The sequence below is a fragment of the Streptomyces sp. NPDC004284 genome (genome assembly GCF_042874035.1).
Lineage (GTDB): Bacteria > Actinomycetota > Actinomycetes > Streptomycetales > Streptomycetaceae > Streptomyces.
In genome coordinates this window covers 421,193-444,880 of sequence record NZ_JBIAMJ010000007.1, presented here as the reverse complement: position 1 = coordinate 444,880, position 23,688 = coordinate 421,193, and the positions used below count along the sequence as shown (strand labels likewise).

Genomic DNA, 23,688 nt, shown 5'->3' with positions numbered 1-23,688 from the left:
CCTCGGACACGCGCGCCCCGCACACGCCCACCGAGCGGCCCGTCCCCGCCTGGCGCCCCCACTCCGGAAGCGGCTCGGCCACCACTGACACTCCCCCCCCCCCCCCCCCCCCCCCCCCCCCGGGGGGCCCCCCCCCCCCCCCCCCCCCCCCCCCACGGGGGTCAGGCCGCTGCCCCGGGCTCCGCCAGGGGCGGGCGGACGCCCAGGTCTGCCAGGAGGGACGTCGTCGCGCGGTGGGCGGAGGCCAGGGCGCCCCGGACCGTGCTGGTGTCGCGGTGGTCGCCGCACACGTACAGGCCGGCCAGGAGCCGGACCGAGCGGTGCGCGTCGTGCGGGGGCGGCATCGTGGGGACGGCCTCCGGGGTGTGGTGGAGGGCGAGGAGTTCCCAGTCGTCGGTCGAGGTGCCGTAGAGCGTGGCCAGGTGTTTGCGGACGCGGCGTTCCGTGTCGTCCGGTGGGGTGCCGAGGACGGTGGAGGTGATGAGGGCGCGGCCGTCCGGGGCGCGGGAGGGGTCGACCGCGCTCATCACCGCCGTGTGGGACACGGGGCCGCCCGGGTCCGATTCGAGGAGGAGGGTGGGGTCGGTGGTGGGCGCCACGGGAGCCGTGTGGTGGAGGACCGTGACCGGGTGGAAGCCGGGGACCCGGAGGCCCGGAAGCAGCTTCGCCGCGGTGCGGGCGCCGGTGGCCAGGAGGACCGCGCGGCAGCCGATGACGCCGTGCTCGGCGGTCGTGACGCGGCAGACGGACACGTCCGTGACGCGGACGCCGGTGCGGACCGTGCCCGGAGGCAGGGAGGCCGCGAGCCGTTCGGGCAGGGCCGCCGCACCGCCCTCGGGGACGGCGGGCCGGCCGAGGGCGAAGGCCCGCAGCGCCAGGTCCGCCTGACGGCTCGACATGCCGAGGTCCGGGTCGGAGAGGAGCGCGGCGAGCAGCGGCCGCAGCACCCCCTGGACCGTACGGGCGGGCAGCCGGGCCGTCAGGGCCTCGCGGGCCGTCCGCTCGGAGCGGGCGAGGAGGCGCGCGGGGGGCGTCGCGGCGAGCCGGACGAGGGAGGCGCCGAGTCGCGCCTGGTCGAGCGAGGCGGCCGGATTGCGGGGGGCGCTCGCGAGGGCGCGCGCCACGCTGAACGCTCCCCCCACGCCCCGGTGGACCCCGCCGCCCCGCTGGCCGGGCGTCCGGCGCGGGTGCGGGACGCCCCACCTTCCGTACCGCCCGTCGCTGTGGACGAGCACCCCGGGACCGAACGGGCGCAGCGCGAGCCCGGACAGGCCCGGCACGGTCCGCAGCTCCTCGGACGAGAAGGTGAGCAGCGGGCCCACCCGGTCGAGCCGGAAGCCGTCGACGCGGTCCGTGGCCAGCCGGCCGCCGACCTGCGGCTCCGCCTCCAGTACGGCGACCGCGAGTCCGGCGCCGGTCAGCCGGCGGGCGGCCGCGAGGCCCGCGGTGCCGGCTCCTACGATGACGACGTCGACGGTCTCCACGACGTCCGTGTGCTGTGCGCTGGTTGCGGTACTGAGCACGTGCCCCTCCCCAGGTCTGCGCCGCCGGTGGGAGGCCTTATGCCCCCAACGGGCCCCCGGAATGCCCGAGTTCGCGTTCGTATCGAACGGCGGGCATCGAACAGCGGGCATCGAGCCTAGGCGGCACCCCCGGGGAAGTCGGCCGCGCGCGGCGGGGTGCACGCAGCACGGGGGAGCGCAGACGCCCCCGCTAGCGCAGTGCCGCCCGGATCGCCTCGTCGATCGTCGGGAACGCGAAGTCGAAACCGGTCTCCAGGAGCCGCCCCGGCAGCACCCGCTGACTGCCCAGCACGTCCTGGGCGAAGTCGCCGAGCACGGCCTTCAGGGCCGGCGCGGGGACGGTGAAGAGGGTCGGGCGGTGCAGCACCCGGCCCATCGCCGCGGTCACCTCGCGGTTGGTGACGGGCTCGGGGGCCGTCAGGTTCACCGGACCGGAGAGGGACGGGGTGTCGACGAGGTGGCGCAGGGCGGCGACCTCGTCGTGGAGGGAGATGTGCGACCAGTACTGGCGGCCGTCGCCCATCCGCCCGCCGAGTCCGGCGCGGAAGACGGGGAAGAGCCGTCCCCAGGCGCCGCCCTGACGGGCCACGACCAGGCCCGTGCGGGCGTACGTGACCCGGATGCCGGCCTCCTCGGCGGGGGCGGCCGCGGCCTCCCACTCCACGCAGACCGAGGGCAGGAAGCCCGTACCGGCGGGGGCGCTCTCGTCCACCGCGCGCGTGCCGGTGTCCCCGTACCAGCCGAGCGCCGTGCCGCAGACCAGCGCCTCCGGCGGGTCCGCGAGCGAGGCGAGCGCCTGGGAGATCGCGGTCGTGCCGAGGACCCGGCTGTCCCGGATCTCCTTCTTGTACGCCTCGTTCCAGCGGCGCTCGCCGACGCCGGCGCCCGCCAGGTGGACGACGGCGTCGACGCCGACGAGCCCGGCGGCGTCGACGTACAGCCGCTTGGGGTCCCATTCGACCTCGTCGGCGGTCCGGGCCGGGCGGCGGACGAGGCGGAGGACGTCGTGGCCGTCGGCGCGCAGGGAGCGGACCAGGGCCGAGCCGATGAGCCCGGAGGCGCCGGTGACGGCGACACGCTTGCGGATCGCGGAACGCTGCATGGCCCCCATCCTGCCCTCCCGGGGCCGGGCCTGTCCTTCGGGTCGGGCCGGGCTCGCGGGGCCCGACCCGAAAGACGGGCCCGGCGTGGCACAGTGGCCGCCATGATCGTGCCGGAGACGCAGATACGCATACGTACCGCCGTGCAGGACGACGACACCGCGCTCGCGGAGCTCGACCGGGCCACCTGGTCGAGGCTCCACGCCGTGCTGCCCCTCCCGGAGGCGGGCGCGCCCTTCTTCGACGAGCGCCATCTGCCCGGGGACTACCTCGTGGCGGAGGACGGCGGGGCGGTCGTCGGTTACGTCCGGGTGGCGCCGCCGACCCCGCTCGCCGCCACCGCCCACGTCCGTCAGATCCAGGGCCTCGCCGTCGCCGGGTCGGCCCGGGGCAAGGGCGTCGCCCGGGCGCTGCTGCGGGCCGCCATGGAGCGGGCCAGGGGGGAGGGCGCCGTCCGGATGACCCTGCGGGTCCTCGGGCACAACGCGCCGGCCCGCGCGCTCTACGCCTCGGAGGGCTTCGCGGTCGAGGGGGTGCTGCCGGGGGAGCTGTGCCTCGACGGGACGTACGTGGACGACGTCCTCATGGGCCGGTCGCTCACCCCCTGACGTCCGGGTTCAACAGCCGCATCCCGCCCATCAGTTCGCGCAGGCAGCGGACCGCGAGGGCGGCCGGAGCGCCCTCTCCGCGCTCCGGCGCGTCCGTCTCCGCCCAGCTCTCCAGGGCGATCCGGATGGCGTCGGTGGCCGCCGCGGCCGCGAGCCGTACCTCCAGCGGGTCGGCGTCCGGCCCGGCGAGCCCGGCGACGACCTCGCGCAGCCGCTCCTCGGACTCCTGGTTGACCCGGTACCAGACGGCCCGGAGGGCGGGGTCCTCGGCGGCGGCCCGCAGCAGCCCGCGCGTCCAGCGCAGGCCCTCCGCCGCCTCCTCGGTCTCCGGGGTGAGCGAGGAGGCGATCGAGCGCTCCAGGGCCTCGGGCACGCCCGCGCCCGGTTCCGTCGCGGCGAGGAGCTCCCGCCAGCGGTCGGCGCCGCCCGCGAGGAGCGGGGCGACGGCGTCCTGCTTGGAGCGGAAGTAGCGGTAGAAGGTGCGCAGGGCGACGCCGGCCCGCTGGGCGATCTCCTCGGCCGTGGTGTCGTCGGGGCCGTGTTCGGTGAAGAGCTCGGCGGCGGCGCGGGCGATGTCCAGCTGGGTGGCGGCCTTGCGGCGCTCCGTCAGCGAGGGGAGCGAGGGGGTGGGGGGCGTGGCGCCCTCGGGCTTGGTGCTCACCCACGAAGCGTACGCCCGCGACTGCCGAACGTGCATAGCGTGCAGGTGTGGCAAAACGTGCCACTCAGGCGTACGGTGGCAGCATCCCCGGAAAGCTTGACATCGAGAGGTTGCCGACATGAACCAGCTGACCCGTTACGAAGGACGCCGCGCCCTCATCACCGGCGGCGGCTCCGGCATCGGCCAGGCCACCGTCCTGCGCATGCTCGCCGAGGGCGGCCGGGTCGTCGCCGCCGACATCAGCGAGGACGGCCTCAAGGACACCGTCGCCAAGGCCGGCGACGCCGCCGACCGCCTCACCACCCTCGTGGTCAACATCGGCGACGAGACCTCCGTGCGCGAGGGCGTCGCCGCCGCCGTCGAGGCCCTCGGCGGCCTGGACGTCCTGGTCAACGCGGCCGGCATCCTCCGCTCCTCGCACACCCACGAGACGAGCCTCGACGCCTTCGAGCAGGTGGTCCGGGTCAACCTCACCGGCACCTTCCTCATGATCCGCGAGGCGATCCCGGCGCTCCTGGAGGGCAACGGCTCGGCCGTCGTCAACTTCTCCTCCACCTCCGCGATGTTCGCCCACCCCTACATGGCGGCCTACGCGGCCAGCAAGGGCGGCATCCAGTCCATGACCCACGCCCTGGCCGCCGAGTACGCCAAGCAGGGCATCCGCTTCACCGCCGTCCAGCCCGGCTCCATCTCCTCCGGCATGACCGACGGCTCCGGCGCCTCCAAGCAGTCCCAGGGCCCCGGCCTGCCCGAGGACACCGACTGGTCGCTCTTCGCCAAGCTCGCCCCCGCCCTCGGCCAGGGCTTCGCCGGCCCCGAGACCGTCGCCGGCGTCGTCGCGATGCTCGCCTCCGAGGACGGCCGGTTCATCACCGGCACCGAGGTCCGCATCGACGGCGGGACCCACTTCTGATGACCGCCCCCTCCCTGGCCGCCGAGGTCTTCGGCGGCCGGACGGCCGTCATCACCGGCGCCTCCTCCGGGATCGGCGCCGGCCTCGCCCGGCACGCCGCCGGGCTCGGCATGAAGCTGGTCCTCGCCGACATCGCGGCCGAACGGCTCGCCGAGTTCGCGGGCGAGCTGTCGGCCACCGGGGCCGAGGTCGCGGCCGTCGTCACGGACGTCGCCGACCCCGCCTCCGTCGAGGCCCTCGCCGACACCGCGTACACCCGCTTCGGCACGGTCGACCTGCTCGTCAACAACGCCGGGATCATGGCCATGGGCTACTCCTGGGAGATCCCGGCCGAGCGCTGGGACGCCATGCTCCGGATCAACATCGGCGGGTACGTCAACGGCATCCGGACCTTCGTCCCGCGCATGCTGGAGCGCGGTGAGAAGGCCTGGGTGGTCAACGTCTCCTCGATCGGCGGCATGCTGCCGAGCCCGCTGATGGCCCCGTACAGCGTCACCAAGTTCGGCACGCTCGCCCTCACCGAGTCGCTGCACCACGAGATGCAGATGAAGGGCGCGCCGATCCAGGTGTCCGTCGTGACCCCCGGCTCGGTCAAGAGCGAGATCTTCAGGGCCGCCCGCCCCGGAGAGACCGCCCCGCCGGAGATCGCCGCCTTCAACGACCAGCTGCAGGCGATGGCCGACGAGCACGGGCTCACCCCCGAGGAGCACGCCGAGCGGGTCTTCGAGAGGGTCGCCGAGGGCAAGTACTGGGCGATCCCGCAGCCCGAGCAGCTCTTCCCCGCCCTCCAGCCGCGCACGGACATGATCCTCGGCCAGGAGAACCCCCGGCTCCAGCTGGGCTGAACCACCCGGGGTGCGGATCCCTCCGTCCGCACCCCGGGTCCTTCCGTGCCTACACCACCCCGAAGCGCTCCCACAGCCGGGGGAAACGGGCCGCGAGCACGTCGTCGTCCTCCAGGTCGAAGGGGGCGCCGAGCGGCTCCCCGCCCGGCATCGGAATGCCCAGATCGGGGGTCTCGCCGCCGGTCAGCGCCTCGTACGCCTCGTCCGCCGCGAAGCCGATCTCCTCGCCGTCCCCGTCGATCTCCACGTCGAAGTCGTCGAGCAGCTCCGCGAGCGCGTCCGGATCGTGCACACCCCCCTCGTACACCTCCCGGCCCTGGCCGATCAGCCAGCAGCGGAACGAGTCGAAGGTCTCCTCGCCCGCCCCGCCGAACAGCACGGCCGCCGCACCCCACAGATCCCAGAGGTACGCGCGGTTGAAGCGGGCCTCGAAATGGCGCGCGTAGTCGAGCACCGAGTCGGGGTCGAGGCGGGTCAGCCGCTCCACGAGCAGGTCGGCCTGCTCCTCGGGGTCGCCCTCGGCTTCCTCGCGGGTGGCGTCGATGAGCTCCCAGAACTCGGTCTCGTCCATCACGGCACCAGCATCGTGGCTCGGCGAGTCCGACGCACCCGGAAAGCCCGAAATGAATCCGGACAGAAGATGTCGTACTTTCCTGCCAGCCTGGTGCCCATGACGACTGAGACCACCCCCCTGAGCGGACGGATCTGCCTGGTCGCCGGTGCCACCCGGGGCGCCGGACGGGCCATCGCCGTCCAGCTCGGCGCCGCCGGAGCCACCGTCTACGTCACCGGCCGCACCACCCGCGAGAAGCTCAGCGAGGTCGGCCGCGCCACCGAGACCATCGAGGAGACCGCCGAACTGGTGACCGCCGCCGGCGGCGAGGGCGTCGCCGTCCCCACCGACCACCTGGAACCCGGCCAGGTCCGGGCCCTCGTCGACCGGATCGACCGCGAGCGGGGCCGGCTCGACGTCCTCGTCAACGACGTGTGGGGCGGGGAGCACCTCGTCACCTTCGGCAGGAAGACCTGGGAGACGGACCTCGACGGCGGCCTCAGGATGCTCGAACTCGGCGTGCGGACGCACGCCATCACCTCCCACGCGGCCCTGCCGCTGCTCACCCGCCACCCCGGCGGGCTCGTCGTCGAGGTCACCGACGGCACCACCGCGTACAACGGCACCCGCTTCCGCGAGAACCTCTTCTACGACCTCGCCAAGAACGCCCCGATCCGGATGGCCTTCGGCCTCTCGAAGGAGCTGGAGGAGTACGGCGGGACGGCCGTCGCCGTCACCCCCGGCTGGCTCAGGTCGGAGCAGATGCTCGCCGGCTTCGGCGTCACCGAGGAGAACTGGCGCGACGCCACCGGGAAGATCCCCGACTTCGGCGTCTCCGAGTCCCCGGTCTACGTCGGCCGGGCCGTCGCCGCCCTCGCCGCCGACCCCGACCGGCACCGCTGGACCGGCCGCTCGCTCTCCAGCGGCGAGCTGGCGAAGGAGTACGGCTTCACGGACGCGGACGGCTCCCGGCCGGACGCCTGGGGCTTCCTCGTCGCGAGCGAGACCGGGAGACCGGACGTCGCCGACTACCGGTAGAGCCTCATCGGTAGAGCTCCGCCATGCCCCGGGCCGCCTCCGCGAAACGCTCCCGGAGCGCGGCCGGGGCCAGGACCTCCACCTCCGGGCCGAGGCCGAGGAGCTGGCCGAAGGCGACCTCCTCGCTCTCCACCCGGAGGACGGCCCGCACCCGGCCGCCCTCGGCGGTGCCGGCCGCCAGCGCCTCCTGGGCGGCCGCGCGGTCCGTGACGTACGGCAGGCGGCGGGCGCCCGCCTCCGAGAGCCGTACGACCACCTCCGTACGCAGCAGGGAGCGGGCGAACTCCGCCGACCGCTCCTCCCAGAAGACGGGCAGGTCGAAGTCCGGGTCCCGGTCGAACCGCTCCTCGCCCACGGCCACCGCCGTGAACCGGTCCACCCGGTACGTACGGAAGGAGGAGCCCGCGCGGGCGCACACGTACCAGACGCCCGCCTTCAGGACGAGGCCGTACGGTTCGAGCTCCCGCTCCACCTCCTCGCCGTCCCCCCGCCGGTACCGGGCCGACACCCACCGGTCGTCCCACACGGCCTCCGCCACCGGCGCGAGCAGCTCCGGTGTCTCCGGCTCCTGGTACCAGCCGGGCGCGTCCAGGTGGAAGCGGCGGGCCGCCGACTCGTGCGCGTCCCGCAGCGAGGGCAGCAGCGCCGCCGACACCTTGAGCCGGGCCGCCGAGGCCGCGTCCTCCAGGCCCATGTCCCGCAGCGCGCCCGGCAGTCCCGACAGGAACAGGGCCTCCGCCTCGCCGCGCGCCAGACCCGTGAGCCGCGTCCGGTAGCCGCCGACGAGCCGGTAGCCGCCGGCCCGGCCCCGGTCCGCGTACACCGGCACCCCCGCCTCCGACAGGGCGAGCGCGTCCCGCGTGACGGTCCGCTCCGACACCTCCAGCTCGGCGGCCAGTTCGGCCGCCGTCATCGAAGGACGCGACTGGAGGAGCAGGACCATCTTGATCAGGCGGGCGGCACGCATGGACCCACCCTCCCATCCGTACGGGGGACTTGGGACAGCGACCACGGGGGGAGAGGCGCGATGCGACGGGGCGTGGTGCTCGACGACCGCTACGAGCTCATGCACATGCTCGGCGGCGGCGGGTACGGCGAGGTCTGGTCCGCCCGCGACCAGCGCATGCAGCGGGAAGCGGCCGTCAAGTTCCTCCAGCAGGGCGTGGCCCGGAGGACCGAGGACCTCATCCGCTTCCGCCGCGAGGTCCGCGCCGCCGCGGAGCTGCCCGGACGGTACACGCCCGTCGTCCTCGACTTCGGCATCGCCGAGTTCTTCGGCGACACGCTCAGGGAGAGCGGACTCACCCTCACCGGAACCCCCAGGGGCACCCCCGTGTACATGTCGCCCGAGCAGGCGAAGGGCGAACGGACCGGCGACCACCGCGGCGACCTGTACTCGACGGGCGCGCCGCTCTCCTTCCTGCTCACCGGACGACCGCCCTTCTCCACGGAGAACGGCTGCACGATCGAGCACCAGGTGATCCACCACGCACCGCGCCCCGTCGACGAGCTCGCCCCCGGTATCCCGCCCGGGCTCGCCGAGTCGTCCGCCCAGCAGGTCCGCGACGAGACCGAGGCCTTCGTGGCCGAGGCGCTGGCCCAGGCCGAGAAGGACGCGTGGGCGAGGCGCCAGGAGGCGGACGAGCTCTTCGAGGAGACCCGCGCCCAGGCCGCCCAGGCCGCCATGGACTTCGAGACGAACCTGGCGAAGCGGCGCGCGGGCATCCTCCAGGACCTGGAAGCCCTCCAGCGCACCCTGCCCGTCCCACCGGCACCGGTCTCCCAGGGCATGACCGAGGACCTCGGGGCCTGACGGAACGTACGCCGAGGGGCCGCCTCCGTATGTGCGTACGGAAACAGCCCCTCGGACGGATGGGAGGCCTTACAGGCCGTAGCGCTCGCGCGCCTCCTTCACGGACGTCGCCTGGACCTCGCCGCGGCGGGCGAGCTGGGCCAGGGCCGCGACGACGATCGACTGGGCGTCGACGCCGAAGTGGCGGCGGGCCGCGTCGCGGGTGTCCGAGAGGCCGAAGCCGTCGGCGCCCAGCGAGGTGTAGTCCTGCTCGACCCACTGCGCGATCTGGTCCGGGACCTGGCGCATGTAGTCGGAGACCGCGAGGACCGGGGAGTCGACGCCCGCCAGGGCCTGGCGGATGTACGGCACCTGCTCCTCGCCGCGCAGGAGGGCCGCGTCGGCCTCCAGCGCGTCGCGGCGCAGCTCCGTCCAGGAGGTCGCGGACCACACGTCGGCGGCCACGCCCCACTCGGCGGCGAGCAGCTTCTGCGCCTCCAGGGCCCAGTGGATGGCCGTGCCGGAGGACAGGAGCTGGATGCGGGAGGCGTTCGCGGGCAGGTCGAGACCGGCCGACTCCGCCGTGTTGAAGCGGTAGAGGCCCTTGACGATGCCCTCGTCGACGCCGGACGGCTTGGCCGGCTGCGGCATCGGCTCGTTGTAGACCGTCAGGTAGTAGAAGACGTTCTGGTCCTCGCCCTCGGCGGCCTCGCCGTACATCCGGCGCAGACCCTCCTTGACGATGACCGCGACCTCGTAGGCGAACGCCGGGTCGTACGTCAGCGCCGCCGGGTTCGTCGCCGCGATGACGGGCGAGTGGCCGTCGGCGTGCTGGAGGCCCTCACCGGTCAGGGTGGTGCGGCCGGCGGTCGCGCCGACGAGGAAGCCGCGGCCGAGCTGGTCGCCGAGCTGCCACATCTGGTCGGCGGTCCGCTGCCAGCCGAACATCGAGTAGAAGATGTAGAACGGGATCATCGCTTCACCGTGCGTGGAGTACGCGGTGGAGGCGGCGATGAAGTCGGCCATCGAGCCGGCCTCGGTGATGCCCTCGTTCAGGATCTGGCCGTTGACGGCCTCCTTGTAGTACATCAGCTGGTCGCGGTCGACCGGCTCGTACGTCTGGCCCTTCGGCGAGTAGATGCCGAGCGACGGGAACAGCGACTCCATGCCGAAGGTACGGGCCTCGTCCGGGACGATCGGGACCCAGCGCTTGCCGGTCTCCTTGTCGCGGATCAGGTCCTTCATCAGGCGCACGAACGCCATCGTCGTGGCCATCGACTGCGAGCCGGAGCCCTTGTCGAACGCCGCGAACGCCTTGTCGGCCGGGGCCGGCAGCGGGGCGAGCGGGTGGGTGCGGCGGGCCGGGGCCGGGCCGCCGAGGGCCGCGCGGCGCTCCTGGAGGTAGCGGACCTCGGGGGAGTCGGCGCCGGGGTGGCCGTAGGGCACCTGGCCGTCGGCGAACTGCGCGTCCGAGATGGGCAGCTCAAGAAGGTCACGCATGTTCTTGAACTCGTCCGTCGTGAGCTTCTTCATCTGGTGGTTCGCGTTCTTCGACGCGAAGCCCTCACCCAGGGTGAAGCCCTTGACGGTCTGCGCCAGGATGACCGTCGGCGCGCCCTTGAACTCCAGGGCGGCCTTGTACGCGGCGTACACCTTGCGCGGCTCGTGGCCACCGCGGGAGAGGTGGAAGCACTCGAGGATCTTGTCGTCGGACAGCAGCTGCGCCATCGCGACGAGCGCCGGGTCCTTGCCGAAGAAGTCCTGGCGGATGTAGGCGGCGTCGCGGGTCTGGTACGTCTGGACCTGCGCGTCCGGGACCTCGCGGAGGCGGCGGACGAGGGCGCCGGTGGTGTCGAGCGCGAACAGCTCGTCCCAGGCGTTGCCCCACAGCGACTTCACGACGTTCCAGCCGGCGCCGCGGAACTGGGCCTCCAGCTCCTGCACGATCTTGAAGTTGGCGCGGACCGGGCCGTCGAGGCGCTGCAGGTTGCAGTTGATGACGAAGGTCAGGTTGTCCAGACCCTCGCGGGCCGCCAGGGCGAGGGCCGCGGTCGACTCGGGCTCGTCCATCTCGCCGTCACCGAGGAACGCCCACACGTGCGAGGCGGAGACGTCCTTGATGGAGCGGTTGGTCAGGTAGCGGTTGAAGCGCGCCTGGTAGATCGCCGAGAGCGGGCCGAGACCCATGGAGACGGTGGGGAACTCCCACAGCCAGGGGAGGCGGCGCGGGTGCGGGTAGGAGGGCAGGCCGTTGCCGCCGGCCTCCTGCCGGAAGTTGTCGAGGTGGGTCTCGTTCAGGCGGCCGTCGAGGAAGGCGCGGGCGTAGATGCCGGGGGAGGCGTGGCCCTGGATGTAGAGCTGGTCGCCGGAACCGTCGGCTTCCTTGCCCTTGAAGAAGTGGTTGAACCCGGTCTCGTAGAGCCAGGCCGCGGAGGCGAAGGTGGCGATGTGGCCGCCGACGCCGTACTTGGAGCCGCGGGTGACCATCGCGGCCGCGTTCCAGCGGTTCCACGCGGTGATCTTCCGCTCCATCTCCTCGTCGCCGCCGAACTCGGTGACCGAGGGCTCGGCGGAGGTGGGGATGGTGTTGACGTAATCCGTCTCCAGGAGCTTCGGCAGGGCGAGGCCCGCGCCTTCGGCGTGCTGGAGGGTGCGGCGCATCAGGTAGGCGGCCCGGTGGGGGCCGGCGGCCTTGGTGACGGCGTCCAGGGAGGCCGCCCACTCGGCGGTCTCCTCGGTGTCACGGTCCGGGAGCTGGTCGAGCTCGCTCGGAATCTTGCCTACGGGATCGGTCATGATCGCCGCCTTCCGGACAGATGGGGGTGGAGATAAGGGGGCCTTGTCTGGCAGGACAGGGCGAAGGGCCGGGTGACGGCCCGCCGAAGACTGTAAACCGGCGATCGATGATCGATCAAAGGGTTGAAGGGGAAAACCTCTTCGAATCGAGAAAGTCGGCACAGGGTGCCAAGGAAAAGGGCACCCGGTGCCTAGTTTTCTGGCCTGTTTTCGCAGGTGAGGCTGGATATCTGAGGGCGGGTGCGCACGAATGAGCGGGCCCACCGGTGGGGTGGACCCGCTCACTGTGCGTACGGCCGGGGCTCAGGCTCGCGGCGCGCAGCCCAGGACGTGCGCCTTCACCAGCGCACCGATGTTCGGGTCGCCGCGCCGGAAGGCCTCCACGAGCTCCTGGTGCTCCTCCGCGTACGACTTCTGGACCGTGCCCAGCCAGCGGATCGACAGGGCCGTGAAGACCTCGATGCCGAGCGTCTCCCAGGTGTGCAGCAGGACGCTGTTCCCGGCCGCCTTCACCAGCTCCCGGTGGAAGGCCACCGTGTGCCGCACCTGCGCCGTCCCGTCCGCGGCCGCGTCCGCCTCGTAGAGGGCCGCCACGTGCGGCTCCAGGGCCGAGCAGTCCGTCGCGAGCCGCCCGGCCGCGAGCTCGGCCGCGATCTGCTCCAGACCGGCGCGTACGGGGTAGCTCTCCTCCAGGTCGGCCGCGGTGAGGTTGCGGACCCGGACGCCCTTGTTGGGCGCCGACTCGATCAGCCGCAGCGACTCCAGTTCGCGCAGCGCCTCGCGCACGGGCGTCTGGGAGACCTCCAGCTCGGTCGCGATCCGGCGCTCCACGATGCGCTCGCCCGGCTTCCAGCGGCCGCTGACGATCCCCTCCACGATGTGCTCGCGGATCTGCTCGCGCAGCGAGTGGACGACGGGGACGGTCATGAAGCGGCTCCTCGGGGAGTGTTGACCCTTAGACAATACGGCGGCGCCCCCGTCCGGAAACACTTCCGGACGGGGGCGCCGCAGGTGAGGCTCGTTACGTTGCCTTATCGGCAGCGCGCCTTACAGACCGAGGTCGACCTCGAACTCGCCGGCCTCCAGGATCGCCTTGACGGCCGTCAGGTAGCGGGCGGCGTCGGCGCCGTCCACCAGACGGTGGTCGTAGGAGAGCGTCAGGTAGGTCATGTCGCGGACGCCGATGACGGTGCCCTCGGCGGTCTCGATGACGGCCGGACGCTTGACCGTGGCGCCGATGCCCAGGATGGCGACCTGGTTCGGCGGGACGATGATCGTGTCGAACAGCGCACCGCGCGAACCGGTGTTGCTGATGGTGAAGGTCGCACCGGACAGCTCGTCCGGCGTGATCTTGCTGGCGCGGACCTTGCCGGCCAGCTCGGCCGTGGCCTTGGAGATGCCGGCGATGTTCAGGTCGCCCGCACCCTTGATGACCGGGGTCATCAGGCCCTTCTCGGAGTCGACGGCGATGCCGATGTTCTCCGAGTCGAAGTACGTGATCGTGCCCTCGGCCTCGTTGATCCGGGCGTTGATGACCGGGTGGGCCTTCAGCGCCTGGGCCGCCGCCTTCACGAAGAACGGCATCGGGGAGAGCTTGACGCCCTCGCGGGCGGCGAACGCGTCCTTGGCGCGGGCGCGCAGCTTCATCAGCTTCGTGATGTCGACCTCGACGACCGAGGACAGCTGGGCCTGGCCGTGCAGCGCCTTCATCATGTTGTCGCCGATGACCTTGCGCATGCGGGTCATCTTGACCGTCTGGCCACGCAGCGGGGAGACCTCCAGGGCGGGGGTCTTCGGCGCGGCGGCGGCCGGGGCGGCGACGGGGGCGGCAGCGGCGGCCTTCTTGGCCTCGGCGGCCGCGAGGACGTCCTGCTTGCGGATGCGGCCGCCGACGCCGGAGCCCTTGACGGACGCCAGGTCGACACCGTTCTCGGTGGCGAGCTTGCGGACCAGCGGGGTCACGTACGCGCCGTCCTCGGCCGGGGCGGCCGAGGGGGTCGCCGGGACCGGGGTGACCACGGCCGGGGCGAGGGACGGGGCGGCGGCGACCGGAGCGGCCGGAGCCGGGGCCGGAGCGACCGGGGCGACCGGCGCGGGGGCCGGAGCCGGGGCGGCCGGCGCGGCCGGGGCCGGAGCGGCGGCGGCGGGGGCCGGAGCGGCGGCGGGGGCCGGGGCGGCCGGAGCCGGGGCGGCGGCCGGAGCGGCACCCGCGGCACCGATGACGGCCAGCTTGGCGCCGACCTCGGCGGTCTCGTCCTCGCCGACGACGATCTCCAGGAGAACGCCGGAGGCGGGGGCGGGGATCTCGGTGTCGACCTTGTCCGTGGAGACCTCGAGCAGCGGCTCGTCGGCCTCGACGGTCTCGCCGACCGACTTCAGCCAGCGGGTCACGGTGCCCTCGGTGACGGACTCGCCGAGCGCCGGCAGGACGACGTCGGTGCCCTGGGCGGCACCGGCGGCCGGAGCCGCGGCGGGGGCCTCGGCGGCCGGAGCCGGGGCGGCCGGGGCCTCGGCCACGGGGGCCGGGGCGGCGGCCGGAGCCGGGGCGGCCTCGGCGGCGGGGGCCGGAGCGGCGGCGGGGGCGCCCGTGCCGTCGTCGATGATGGCCAGCTCGGCGCCGACCTCGACCGTCTCGTCCTCGGCGACCTTGATGGAGGCCAGGATGCCCGAGGCGGGGGCGGGGATCTCGGTGTCGACCTTGTCGGTCGAGACCTCGAGCAGCGGCTCGTCGGCCTCGACGCGCTCGCCCTCGGCCTTGAGCCAGCGGGTGACGGTGCCCTCGGTGACGCTCTCGCCGAGCGCCGGCAGGGTTACGGAAACCGACATGGTTTCAGTTGCTCCTAACGAATTGCGGAAAGTGGTCGTCGCGCCCTGTGATGACGTGAGCGTCAGTCGTGGGAGTGCAGCGGCTTGCCGGCCAGGGCCAGGTGGGCCTCGCCGAGCGCCTCGTTCTGCGTCGGGTGGGCGTGGATGAGCTGCGCGACCTCGGCCGGCAGCGCCTCCCAGTTGTAGATCAGCTGAGCTTCGCCGACCTGCTCGCCCATGCGGTCACCGACCATGTGGACGCCGACCACGGCACCGTCCTTGACCTGCACGAGCTTGATCTCGCCCGCGGTCTTGAGGATCTTGCTCTTGCCGTTGCCCGCGAGGTTGTACTTCAGGGCGACGACCTTGTCCGCGCCGTAGATCTCCTTGGCCTTGGCCTCGGAGATGCCGACGGAGGCGACCTCGGGGTGGCAGTACGTCACCCGGGGCACGCCGTCGTAGTCGATCGGGACGGTCTTCAGACCGGCCAGGCGCTCCGCGACGAGGATGCCCTCGGCGAAGCCGACGTGCGCGAGCTGGAGCGTCGGGACGAGGTCGCCCACGGCCGAGATCGTCGGCACGTTGGTGCGCATGTACTCGTCGACCAGGACGTAGCCGCGGTCCATCGCGACGCCCTGCTCCTCGTAGCCGAGACCGGCGGAGACCGGGCCGCGGCCGATGGCGACCAGGAGGACCTCGGCCTCGAAGGTCTTGCCGTCGGCCAGGGTGACCTTGACGCCGCTGTCGGTGTACTCGGCGGACTGGAAGAAGGTGCCGAGGTTGAACTTGATGCCGCGCTTGCGGAAGGCGCGCTCAAGAAGCTTCGAGCTGTTCTCGTCCTCGACCGGGACCAGGTGCTTCAGGCCCTCGATGACCGTGACGTCGGTGCCGAAGGACTTCCACGCCGAGGCGAACTCGACGCCGATGACGCCGCCGCCCAGGATGATCGCGGACTCCGGGACGCGGTCCAGCGTCAGCGCGTGGTCCGAGGAGATGATCCGGTTGCCGTCGATCTCCAGGCCGGGCAGGGACTTCGGCACGGAACCGGTGGCCAGGAGGACGTGACGACCCTCGACGCGACGGCCGTCCACGTCGACGGAGGTCGGGGAGGACAGGTGGCCGGTGCCCTCGATGTAGGTCACCTTGCGGGAGGCGACGAGACCCTGCAGGCCCTTGTACAGGCCCGAGATCACGTCGTCCTTGTACTTGTGCACGGCCTTGATGTCGATGCCCTCGAAAGAGGCCTTGACACCGAACTGCTCCGCCTCGCGCGCCTGGTCGGCGACCTCGCCGGCGTGGAGCAGGGCCTTCGTCGGGATGCAGCCGTTGTGCAGGCAGGTGCCGCCGAGCTTGTTCTTCTCGATCAGTGCGACGTCCAGGCCCAGCTGCGCTCCGCGCAGCGCCGCGGCGTAACCGCCGCTACCGCCGCCGAGGATCACTAGGTCGAAAACGGTGCTGGCGTCGTTCGCCACGTCACGTCCTCCATGCATGTGCGCTCGTCGCCGGTCGTCGACGACCTGGCGGCGGCTGGTGTCCGGCCGCTTTATTTCGGCCCTGTGGTGGGGGCCCTGTCCTGCCGAGAACCCATCTTCGCACTTGTTGACGGACGACGGGACGCGGGGCCGTGCTCTGAGACGGCCGATCGTCCGTACGGCGGGGTCACGAGCGCGTACGAACCTACGGATTTCGTCGCGAGCGAACAAAGGGGAAGGCCCCGGAGCCGAAGCTTCCGGGGCCTTCCGTCACACGCGCGGAGCTCAGAGCTCGCCGGCCGCCGTGCGCTCGGCCAGCTTCACCAGGGTGCGGACCGAGGAGCCGGTGCCGCCCTTCGGGGTGTAGCCGTACGGGGCGCCCTCGTGGAAGGCCGGGCCCGCGATGTCCAGGTGGGCCCAGGTGATGCCCTCGCCCACGAACTCCTGGAGGAAGAGGCCGGCGACCAGGCCGCCACCCATCCGGACGCCCATGTTGGCCATGTCGGCGGTGGGGGAGTCCATGGACTTGCGCAGGTCCGCCGGGAGCGGCATCGGCCAGGACTGCTCGCCGACCTCCTCGGCGATCTCGTGGATCGCGGTGCGGAAGTCGTCGTCGTTGGCCATGATGCCGAAGGTGCGGTCGCCCAGGGCCAGGACCATGGCGCCGGTCAGGGTCGCCACGTCGACGATCGCGTCCGGGTGCTCCTCGGAGGCCTTGGTCAGCGCGTCGGCGAGGACGAGACGGCCCTCGGCGTCGGTGTTCAGGACCTCGACGGTCTTGCCGCTGTACATGTTCAGGACGTCACCCGGGCGGGTGGCGGAGCCGGACGGCATGTTCTCCGCGAGGGCGAGCCAGCCCGTGACGTTGACCTCCAGGCCGAGGCGGGCCGCGGCGACGACGGTGGAGAACACGGCGGCGGCGCCGGCCATGTCGCACTTCATCGTCTCGTTGTGGCCGGCCGGCTTCAGGGAGATGCCGCCCGAGTCGTAGGTGATGCCCTTGCCGACCAGGGCGAGGGTCTTCTCCGCCTTCGGGTGGGTGTAGGCGACGCGGACCAGGCGCGGCGGGTTCACGGAGCCGTTGCCGACGCCGAGGATGCCGCCGTAGCCGCCCTTGGTGAGCGCCTTCTCGTCGAGGACCTGGACCTTGAGGCCGTGCTCCTTGCCGGCGGCCTGGACGGCGGCGGCGAAGGTGGCCGGGTAGAGGTCGTTCGGCGGCTGGTTGATCAGGTCGCGGGCGCGGTTGATCTCCTCGGCGACGGCCTGGGCGCGCTCGGCGGCGGCCTTGTAGGCCTTGTCGCGCGGCTTGGCGCCGAGCAGGGCCACCTCGGCGAGGGGCTTCTTCGCGTCCTTGTCCGCCTTTGCCTCCGGGGAGGCCTTGTACGCGTTGTAGGCGTACGCGCCGAGCAGGGCGCCCTCCGCGATGGCGGCGGCGTCCTCGGCGGCGGCGATCGGCAGCGCGAACGCGGCCTTCTTCGTGCCGGTCAGGGTGCGGGCGGCGGTGCCGGCGGCGCGGCGCAGGGTCTCCGCGCCGAAGGACTCGCCGTCCTCGGGCGCCTCGCCGAGGCCGACGGCCAGGACGACGGGGGCCTTGAGACCGGCGGGGGCGGGCAGCTTCGTCGCCTCACCTTCGGCACCCGAGGCGCCCAGGGTCTCCAGGACGGCGGCGAGCCGGCCGTCGAAGGCCTTGTCGACGGCCTCGGCGCCCGGGGCGACGACCAGCGTCTTACCGGACTTCGCGAGGCCGACGACGAGGGCGTCGGCGCGCAGCGTCGCCGCGCCGGCAGTGCTGAGAGTGAGAGCAGTCACGGTGGTGAAATCTCGCTTCCATTGAGTTCTGTGGCGGTCGAGGGATGGGCCGACCGTGCCCGCCGCATCGTATTTCGGCCCGGAGAGCGCCGAGAACGAGCCTACGCTCGCTCACCCGGTTCGCTCACGGCGGCGGTGATTCACTCATCCGTGGTGTCTCTTTCATGTTTACCCTTCCGGCTCCTGTCGCCCAGCCACACTCGCCTCATTCACGCAAGGACGACCCACCCGTCCTTCATCTCATCCGCGACATCTCCACGCGTTCCGCCGATATCGACGGGACCCGTCGAGGGGGGACACCCGCCATGGACTCCGGCCGAATCCGTACGCCCAGAACCGCGCCCCGCACCGCCCGCGAAGCCCGCACCGCACCCCGTACCGGCCCTCGTACGGGAAGGATCGCGGCCCTCGCCGCCGCCGGGCTGCTCGCCACCGTCGTCCCGTCCGCGCAGGCGGTCGCCGCGACGGCGCCCCGCGTCGACCTCACCGTCCTCGTCGTCGACGACGGCGGCACCGCGGTCGGGGCGATCACCGCGGAACTGAAGGGCTCCGGCGTCCCGTACCGCACGGTCGACCTCACCGACCCGAACCGCCCGGTCGTCGACACCGCCTTCCTCAGCGACACGGTCGACGGGCGCCCCCGCGCCAAGTACCAGGGCGTCGTCCTGCCCCACGAGAGCGCCTTCGGCCCCGACTCCGCCGAGGCCACCGCCCTCCACGCGTACGAGCGGACCTTCGGGATCCCGCAGGTCGACGCCTACACCTGGGCGCACCCCGGCGTCGGCCTCGACTACACCGACCAGGGCGGCTGGTCCGGAGTCCTCGACGGCCGCCGGGCCGGCGTCACCGCCGCCGGACAGGCGGGCCCCTTCAAGTACCTCGCCGGGACGCTCTCCTTCGAGGACAACGACCCCTCGATCGCCGAGAGTTACGGCTACGCGGGCCGCCCCCGCACCGGCTACACCAGCTACGTCGACATCCCCGTCGACGGCGTCGGCGGCGGCCGGGCCAGCCTCGTCGGCGAGTACGCCGCCGACGGGCGCCGCGAACTCGTCGTCACCTTCGCCTACAACCAGTACCAGCGGCAGTTCCGGGCCCTCGCCCGCGGCATCGTCGACTGGCTCACCCAGGGCGTCCACCTCGGCCGGAGCCGCAACTACCTCTCCGTCCACGTCGACGACGTCTTCGCCCCCGACGCCCGCTGGGACCCCGCGCTCAACTGCACCCCCGGCGACTTCGACTGCGTCGGGGACGACGGAGAGGGCGCGAACCCGATCCGCATGACGGCCGCCGACGCCCAGTACGCCGCCGCCTGGCAGAAGGCCTCCGGCTTCACCCTCGACATGGTCTACAACGGCGGCCAGGGCGAGCAGTGGAAGACCGAGCACGGCGGCACCGACGCGCTCACCGACCGGCTCGTCGCCGACCGCGCCCAGTACCGGTGGATCAACCACACCTACACCCATCCCTTCCTCGGCTGCGTCCAGGACAACGCCGTCGTCCCCTGGCAGTGCGCCAAGGACACCGCGGGGAACACCCTCTGGGTCAGCCGCTCCGAGGTCTCCGGCCAGATCCGCGACAACTACAACTGGGCCGTCGGCAAGGGCATCTCCGTCGACCGCTCCGAACTCGTCACCGGCGAACACTCCGGCCTCAGGACCCTGCCCCAGCAGCCCGTCGACAATCCCGCCCTCGCCGGCGCCCTCGCCGACAACGGCGTGAAGTGGACCGCGAGCGACGCCTCCCGCGAGCCCCAGCAGCGCGCCGTCGGGACCGGCGGCGCGAAGACCGTGCCCCGCCACCCGATGAACGTGTACTACAACGTGGGCACCGCCGCCGAGATGACCGATGAGTACAACTGGATCTACACCTCCCGCGCCGACGGCGGCAGCGGCATCTGCGAGTCCAACCCGGCCTCCACCTGCCTGCCCGCCCCGCTCCCCACGGCCACCGGCTACGCCGACCACATCGTGCCGCAGGAGGCCCGCACCGCCCTCTCCCACGTCCTGGGCAACGACCCCCGGCCGCACTACGTGCACCAGTCCAACCTCGCCGAGGAGCGGCTCCTCTACCCCGTCCTCGACCGCGTACTCGCCGACTACCGGGCCCTGTTCGCCGCGAACACGCCCCTCGTGAACCCGGCCCAGAAGGACGTCGGCACCGAACTGGACCGTCGCTCCGCCTGGGACCAGGCCCTCGCCGCCGGAAAGGTCACCGCCTACCGCATCGGCACCACGGTCACCGTCAAGGCGCCCTCCGGCGTCACCGTGCCCGTCACCGCCCCCGAAGGCACCCGCAAGAACCTCCTGCTCGGCACCACCGCCTTCGGCACCGCCTACGCCGGCGGCCGCTCCGCCTGGACCACGCCCGAACTGCTCCAGACCGCCGTCACCCTCACGCTCCCGACCGCCTGACGCCGACCCGCACGTCCTGGGGGGAACCCGCTCATGCCGAGCAGTGGCCGTCACGTCACCATGCTCACCGAAGGCACCTACCCGCATGTCCACGGCGGCGTCAGCACCTGGTGCGACCAGCTCGTCCGCGGCATGCCGGAGGTCGACTTCGAGATCCTCGCCCTCACCGGCAGCGGCCGAGAACCCGTCACCTGGGAACTGCCGCCCAACGTCACCCGGCACACCGCGTACCCCCTGTGGGGACCTCCGCAGGGCCCGGCCGTGCGCCGGCCCCTGCGGGGGCGCGAACGCCGCCGCTTCCTCGACGCGTACGAAGGGCTCCTGCTCTCCCTCCTCGACCCCGAGGCGGGGCGGGACTTCGGCGCGAGCCTGTACGAACTGGCCTCCCTCGCCCGGCAGGGACGGCTGACCGCCGCCCTCCGCTCCGAGCAGGCCCTGCGCTCCCTCATGTGGATCTGGACCATGCCGCACCTGCCCACCCTCGCGGCCCGGCCCACCGTCCACGACGCGCTCACCGCCACCGACCTCCTGGAACACGCCCTGCGCCCGCTCGCCGCCCGGATATCCACCGGCGGCGTGGCGCACGCGGTCTCCAGCGGTCTCGCCACACTGCCCGCCCTCGCCGCGCAGCACTTCGAAGGGGTGCCCTTCCTGCTCACCGAACACGGCATCTACCTCCGCGAGCGCTACCTCGGCTACCGCACCGAAGCGCAACGCTGGCCGGTCAAGGCCCTCATGCTCGGCTTCTACCGCGAGCTCAACACCCTCGGCTACCGCAAGGCCGACCTCATCACCCCCTGCAACCGGTACAACCGGCGCTGGGAGGAGCGCGGCGGAGCCCCCACCGACCGCATCCGCACCGTCTACAACGGCGTCGACCCGGCCCTCTTCCCCGAGGCCGGACCCGAACCCGAGACCCCCACCCTCAGCTGGTGCGGCCGCGTCGACCCCATCAAGGACCTGGAGACCCTGATCCGGGCGTACGCGATCTGCCGCGCCGAACTCCCCGAGCTCAGGCTCCGGTTGTTCGGCCCGGTCCCCGCCGGCAACGAGGACTACCGCACCCTCCTGGAGAAACTCGCCGCCGAACTGGGCGTCGCCGACGGCATCTCCTTCGAGGGCCGGATCAGCGACGTCCCCTCGGCCTACGCCGCCGGAAGCGTCGTCATGCTCTCCTCCATCAGCGAAGGCTTCCCCTTCTCCCTCATCGAGGCCATGTCCTGCGGCCGCGCCACCGTCTCCACGGACGTCGGAGGCGTACGGGAGGCCGTCGGCGACGCCGGCATCGTCGTCCCGCCCCGCGAGCCGGCCGTCATGGCCGCCGCCGCCTCCGCGCTCCTCCGCGACGACGCCCGCCGCGCCGAACTCGGCCGCCAGGCCCGGCAGCGCGTCATCGACGAGTTCACCCTCCACCGCTCCGTCGACGGCTTCCGCCGCATCTACCGCGAACTGGCGGGCACCCACCCGGCCCCCCGGCAACCCCTCCGCCTGCGCATCCCCTCCCCGCGCCGCACCTCCCCGGCCCTCGTCGCAGGAGGCACCCCGGCATGAGCGGCTCCCTCTGGCTGAAACGCCCCACGACGGGCGCCACCCCCCTCCCGGGGATCCCCCGCCCCCGACGGGAGGCCCCCGCAGGACGCACCACCACCCAGACCGGCACACCACCCCCGGCCCCCACCCCCCACCCGGCCGGCTCCACCCGACCCGGGGACCCCGCCGGGCCTCCGGCTCCGGCCGACGGCACCCGTCCGGCCGGCTCCACCGGGGCGCCACCCCCGGCCGGCTCCGCCCGACCCGGGGGCCCCGCCCGGCTTCCGGTGCCGACCGACGGCATCAGCCCGGTCGGCCCCGCCGGGCCTCCGCCCCCCGCCGACGGCACCCGTCCGGTCGGCACCCGTCCGGTCGGCCCCGCCGGGCCACGGGTCGAGCACACCCCGGCCGACGCCCCCCACCCGGCCGGCTCCGCCCGGCCCGGGGGCCCCGCCGGGTCTCCGGCTCCGGCCGAGCCCACCCCGCCCCCCGCCGGAGGCGACCTCGCCGCCGATCCGCTCGACGAGCTCGCCCGGCGGCTCGACGGGTTCGTGGCCGCTGCCGTGCACCCGGACGAGATCGCCGCGATCCTGGAGTCGGACGGGATGACCGACGAGCACATCCGGCTGACCTACGGCCGGGCGGACTCGTTCTCCCTCGCCGAGGACCTCTACGCGCGCGTGGAGCGGCGCCACCCCGAACCGGTGGCGCCGTCCGGGGGCGCCTGGTACGGAGAGCTCGCGGGATGTCTGCTGCGGGGGTTCGTCTTCACGCTGCCCGGTCTCGCGTACGTCCTCGCGGCGCCGCTGCTCGTGGGGGCGCACGGGCGGTTCGGGCTTCCGGCCGGGACCGTTCCGCTGCTCGCGGGGGCGCTCACCGGCTGGATGTGGAACCAGGCCCTCTCGCACCGGGCGTACACCTGGCTGGGCCTCGGTGACCGGCCCGCCGCCGCCCGCGCACTGTTCATGGGCGCCCCGGCCGGCGCCCTCGCGGGGGCGGTCGTCGCTCTGGCGACCGCCGCGCCCGGCGAGATCCCCGCCGCGGTCTTCGCCGCCGGGCAGTCGCTCTACCTCGCCGCCGCGACCGTGCTCCTGGTCCTGGGCCGCGAGCGGGCCCTGCTCGGTGCCCTGCTGCCGCTGACCGGGGCCTTCCCGGCCCTCCGCTGGGACCTGCCGGACGTGCTGCGCGCCGCCCTGCTCCTGGCCTCCCTCGCGGCGTCCGTCGTCCTCGCCGCGCTGGTCCTCCGCCCGGGGGTGCGCCGGAGCGCGGCGGGGCGGGGCGGGCCTCCGCGCTCGGCCTCCCTCCCGTACGGCTTCTTCGGCCTCGGCAGCGGGCTGCTCGTCCTGCACGCGGGCGTGGGCGGCACCCTGGTCAGCGGGGCGGGGGCGGTCATCGCGCTCACGCTCTCCATGGGGCCCGCCGAATGGCTGCTGCACCGGTTCCGGGGCGAGAGCCTGACGCGGCTGCGGACCCTCTCCACCGCCCGCGAGTTCCGCCGGGCGGTCACCGGGACCCTCGTGCTCTGCCTCGGCGGCTACCTGACCGTCCTCCTCGCCCTCGCCCTCACCGCGACCCTGGCCTGGCCGGGGGCGCCCTGGCCGACGCTCCCGCGCCTGCTCACCCTGCTCCTCATCGGGACCGTGCTCTGGCTCGGCCTGCTGCTCCAGGCCTTCGGCGCGGTGCTCAGCGCCGCCACCGTCTGCCTGCTCGCCGCGGCGGCCCAGACCGTGGAACCGGTGGCGGGCCCGGTGGCCACCGGGGGAGCGGCGGCGGTGCTCGCCGCCCTGACCTGTGCCCTCCTCGTACGACCGACCGCCCACCGCGCCTAG

The 23,688-nt window shown here is 73.3% G+C and carries 18 protein-coding genes; 8 read left to right on the top strand and 10 right to left on the bottom strand.

Annotated elements, in window-relative coordinates:
- Nucleotides 1-161 precede the first annotated feature (161 nt).
- Nucleotides 162-1,523 carry an NAD(P)/FAD-dependent oxidoreductase gene (locus ACFYUS_RS21300; protein WP_388854109.1) on the bottom strand — a complete coding sequence of 454 codons (1,362 nt, stop codon included), beginning with the start codon at nucleotides 1,521-1,523 and terminating at the stop codon, nucleotides 162-164.
- Nucleotides 1,524-1,713: 190 nt separating this feature from the next.
- Complete coding sequence (locus tag ACFYUS_RS21295) at nucleotides 1,714-2,634, bottom strand: TIGR01777 family oxidoreductase (RefSeq protein WP_388854106.1); 921 nt, start codon at nucleotides 2,632-2,634, stop codon at nucleotides 1,714-1,716.
- Between the two features lie 93 nt (nucleotides 2,635-2,727).
- Here ACFYUS_RS21295 and ACFYUS_RS21290 point away from each other — a divergent pair, with 93 nt between their 5' ends.
- Nucleotides 2,728-3,231, top strand: a complete 504-nt coding sequence (locus ACFYUS_RS21290; RefSeq protein ID WP_388854103.1) for a GNAT family N-acetyltransferase — start codon at nucleotides 2,728-2,730, stop codon at nucleotides 3,229-3,231.
- Here ACFYUS_RS21290 and ACFYUS_RS21285 read toward each other — a convergent pair.
- Nucleotides 3,221-3,892: a TetR/AcrR family transcriptional regulator gene (locus ACFYUS_RS21285; protein WP_388854100.1), complete on the bottom strand. Its 672-nt coding sequence runs from the start codon at nucleotides 3,890-3,892 to the stop codon at nucleotides 3,221-3,223. The two genes, ACFYUS_RS21290 and ACFYUS_RS21285, sit on opposite strands and share 11 nt — an antisense overlap.
- A 118-nt stretch (nucleotides 3,893-4,010) precedes the next feature.
- Between ACFYUS_RS21285 and ACFYUS_RS21280 the strand changes: the two genes are divergently transcribed.
- Complete coding sequence (locus ACFYUS_RS21280) at nucleotides 4,011-4,805, top strand: SDR family NAD(P)-dependent oxidoreductase (RefSeq protein ID WP_388854097.1); 795 nt, start codon at nucleotides 4,011-4,013, stop codon at nucleotides 4,803-4,805.
- The gene (locus ACFYUS_RS21275) at nucleotides 4,805-5,650 is read left to right on the top strand and encodes an SDR family NAD(P)-dependent oxidoreductase (protein WP_388854094.1); all 846 of its coding nucleotides are present in this window, start codon (nucleotides 4,805-4,807) and stop codon (nucleotides 5,648-5,650) included. Before ACFYUS_RS21280 ends, ACFYUS_RS21275 begins: the two co-directional genes overlap by 1 nt.
- A 49-nt stretch (nucleotides 5,651-5,699) precedes the next feature.
- On the opposite strand, the gene ACFYUS_RS21270 is transcribed toward ACFYUS_RS21275, so the two are convergent.
- Entirely contained in the window at nucleotides 5,700-6,221 is a 522-nt protein-coding gene (locus tag ACFYUS_RS21270; protein ID WP_388854163.1) for a DUF4240 domain-containing protein, read from the bottom strand.
- Between the two features lie 99 nt (nucleotides 6,222-6,320).
- On the opposite strand from ACFYUS_RS21270, the gene ACFYUS_RS21265 reads away from it, so the two are divergent.
- The gene (locus ACFYUS_RS21265; protein ID WP_388854091.1) at nucleotides 6,321-7,241 is read left to right on the top strand and encodes an SDR family oxidoreductase; all 921 of its coding nucleotides are present in this window, start codon (nucleotides 6,321-6,323) and stop codon (nucleotides 7,239-7,241) included.
- A gap of 4 nt (nucleotides 7,242-7,245) precedes the next feature.
- Here ACFYUS_RS21265 and ACFYUS_RS21260 read toward each other — a convergent pair whose 3' ends face one another.
- Nucleotides 7,246-8,208, bottom strand: coding sequence for a helix-turn-helix transcriptional regulator (locus tag ACFYUS_RS21260; RefSeq protein WP_388854088.1), 963 nt, complete (start codon nucleotides 8,206-8,208; stop codon nucleotides 7,246-7,248).
- A 60-nt stretch (nucleotides 8,209-8,268) separates the two neighbouring features.
- On the opposite strand from ACFYUS_RS21260, the gene ACFYUS_RS21255 reads away from it, so the two are divergent.
- Entirely contained in the window at nucleotides 8,269-9,054 is a 786-nt protein-coding gene (locus tag ACFYUS_RS21255; protein ID WP_388854085.1) for a hypothetical protein, read from the top strand.
- 69 nt (nucleotides 9,055-9,123) lie between these two features.
- Here ACFYUS_RS21255 and aceE read toward each other — a convergent pair whose 3' ends face one another.
- The 5 genes from aceE to ACFYUS_RS21230 form a co-directional block, all read right to left on the bottom strand.
- On the bottom strand, nucleotides 9,124-11,829 hold the full coding sequence (gene aceE, locus ACFYUS_RS21250; protein ID WP_388854082.1) for a pyruvate dehydrogenase (acetyl-transferring), homodimeric type: 2,706 nt from the start codon (nucleotides 11,827-11,829) through the stop codon (nucleotides 9,124-9,126).
- Between the two features lie 303 nt (nucleotides 11,830-12,132).
- Entirely contained in the window at nucleotides 12,133-12,756 is a 624-nt protein-coding gene (locus ACFYUS_RS21245; RefSeq protein ID WP_388854078.1) for a GntR family transcriptional regulator, read from the bottom strand.
- A 120-nt stretch (nucleotides 12,757-12,876) separates the two neighbouring features.
- Complete coding sequence (gene sucB, locus ACFYUS_RS21240) at nucleotides 12,877-14,655, bottom strand: 2-oxoglutarate dehydrogenase, E2 component, dihydrolipoamide succinyltransferase (RefSeq protein WP_388854075.1); 1,779 nt, start codon at nucleotides 14,653-14,655, stop codon at nucleotides 12,877-12,879.
- A 62-nt stretch (nucleotides 14,656-14,717) separates the two neighbouring features.
- Nucleotides 14,718-16,106, bottom strand: coding sequence for a dihydrolipoyl dehydrogenase (gene lpdA / locus ACFYUS_RS21235; RefSeq protein ID WP_388854072.1), 1,389 nt, complete (start codon nucleotides 16,104-16,106; stop codon nucleotides 14,718-14,720).
- Nucleotides 16,107-16,391: 285 nt separating this feature from the next.
- Nucleotides 16,392-17,915, bottom strand: coding sequence for a leucyl aminopeptidase (locus tag ACFYUS_RS21230; protein ID WP_388854068.1), 1,524 nt, complete (start codon nucleotides 17,913-17,915; stop codon nucleotides 16,392-16,394).
- Nucleotides 17,916-18,220: 305 nt separating this feature from the next.
- On the opposite strand from ACFYUS_RS21230, the gene ACFYUS_RS21225 reads away from it, so the two are divergent.
- From ACFYUS_RS21225 to ACFYUS_RS21215, 3 genes are read left to right on the top strand one after another with little or no spacing between them, the layout of a single operon-like run.
- A complete protein-coding gene (locus ACFYUS_RS21225; RefSeq protein ID WP_388854065.1) occupies nucleotides 18,221-20,329 on the top strand; it encodes a hypothetical protein in 2,109 nt (702 codons plus the stop codon).
- Between the two features lie 33 nt (nucleotides 20,330-20,362).
- Nucleotides 20,363-21,880, top strand: coding sequence for a GT4 family glycosyltransferase PelF (pelF, locus tag ACFYUS_RS21220; RefSeq protein WP_388854062.1), 1,518 nt, complete (start codon nucleotides 20,363-20,365; stop codon nucleotides 21,878-21,880).
- On the top strand, nucleotides 21,877-23,688 hold the full coding sequence (locus ACFYUS_RS21215; protein WP_388854059.1) for a hypothetical protein: 1,812 nt from the start codon (nucleotides 21,877-21,879) through the stop codon (nucleotides 23,686-23,688). The genes pelF and ACFYUS_RS21215 overlap by 4 nt, the downstream gene beginning before the upstream one ends.

What these genes read in the sequence shown, in the direction of transcription:
- ACFYUS_RS21295 (WP_388854106.1), bottom strand. Translation starts at nt 2,634, where the DNA reads ATGGGGGCCATGCAGCGTTCCGCGATCCGCAAGCGTGTCGCCGTCACC.
- ACFYUS_RS21290 (WP_388854103.1), top strand. Translation starts at nt 2,728, where the DNA reads ATGATCGTGCCGGAGACGCAGATACGCATACGTACCGCCGTGCAGGAC.
- ACFYUS_RS21280 (WP_388854097.1), top strand. Translation starts at nt 4,011, where the DNA reads ATGAACCAGCTGACCCGTTACGAAGGACGCCGCGCCCTCATCACCGGC.
- ACFYUS_RS21275 (WP_388854094.1), top strand. Translation starts at nt 4,805, where the DNA reads ATGACCGCCCCCTCCCTGGCCGCCGAGGTCTTCGGCGGCCGGACGGCC.
- ACFYUS_RS21270 (WP_388854163.1), bottom strand. Translation starts at nt 6,221, where the DNA reads ATGGACGAGACCGAGTTCTGGGAGCTCATCGACGCCACCCGCGAGGAA.
- ACFYUS_RS21265 (WP_388854091.1), top strand. Translation starts at nt 6,321, where the DNA reads ATGACGACTGAGACCACCCCCCTGAGCGGACGGATCTGCCTGGTCGCC.
- ACFYUS_RS21260 (WP_388854088.1), bottom strand. Translation starts at nt 8,208, where the DNA reads ATGCGTGCCGCCCGCCTGATCAAGATGGTCCTGCTCCTCCAGTCGCGT.
- ACFYUS_RS21255 (WP_388854085.1), top strand. Translation starts at nt 8,269, where the DNA reads ATGCGACGGGGCGTGGTGCTCGACGACCGCTACGAGCTCATGCACATG.
- aceE (WP_388854082.1), bottom strand. Translation starts at nt 11,829, where the DNA reads ATGACCGATCCCGTAGGCAAGATTCCGAGCGAGCTCGACCAGCTCCCG.
- ACFYUS_RS21245 (WP_388854078.1), bottom strand. Translation starts at nt 12,756, where the DNA reads ATGACCGTCCCCGTCGTCCACTCGCTGCGCGAGCAGATCCGCGAGCAC.
- sucB (WP_388854075.1), bottom strand. Translation starts at nt 14,655, where the DNA reads ATGTCGGTTTCCGTAACCCTGCCGGCGCTCGGCGAGAGCGTCACCGAG.
- ACFYUS_RS21225 (WP_388854065.1), top strand. Translation starts at nt 18,221, where the DNA reads ATGGACTCCGGCCGAATCCGTACGCCCAGAACCGCGCCCCGCACCGCC.
- pelF (WP_388854062.1), top strand. Translation starts at nt 20,363, where the DNA reads ATGCCGAGCAGTGGCCGTCACGTCACCATGCTCACCGAAGGCACCTAC.
- ACFYUS_RS21215 (WP_388854059.1), top strand. Translation starts at nt 21,877, where the DNA reads ATGAGCGGCTCCCTCTGGCTGAAACGCCCCACGACGGGCGCCACCCCC.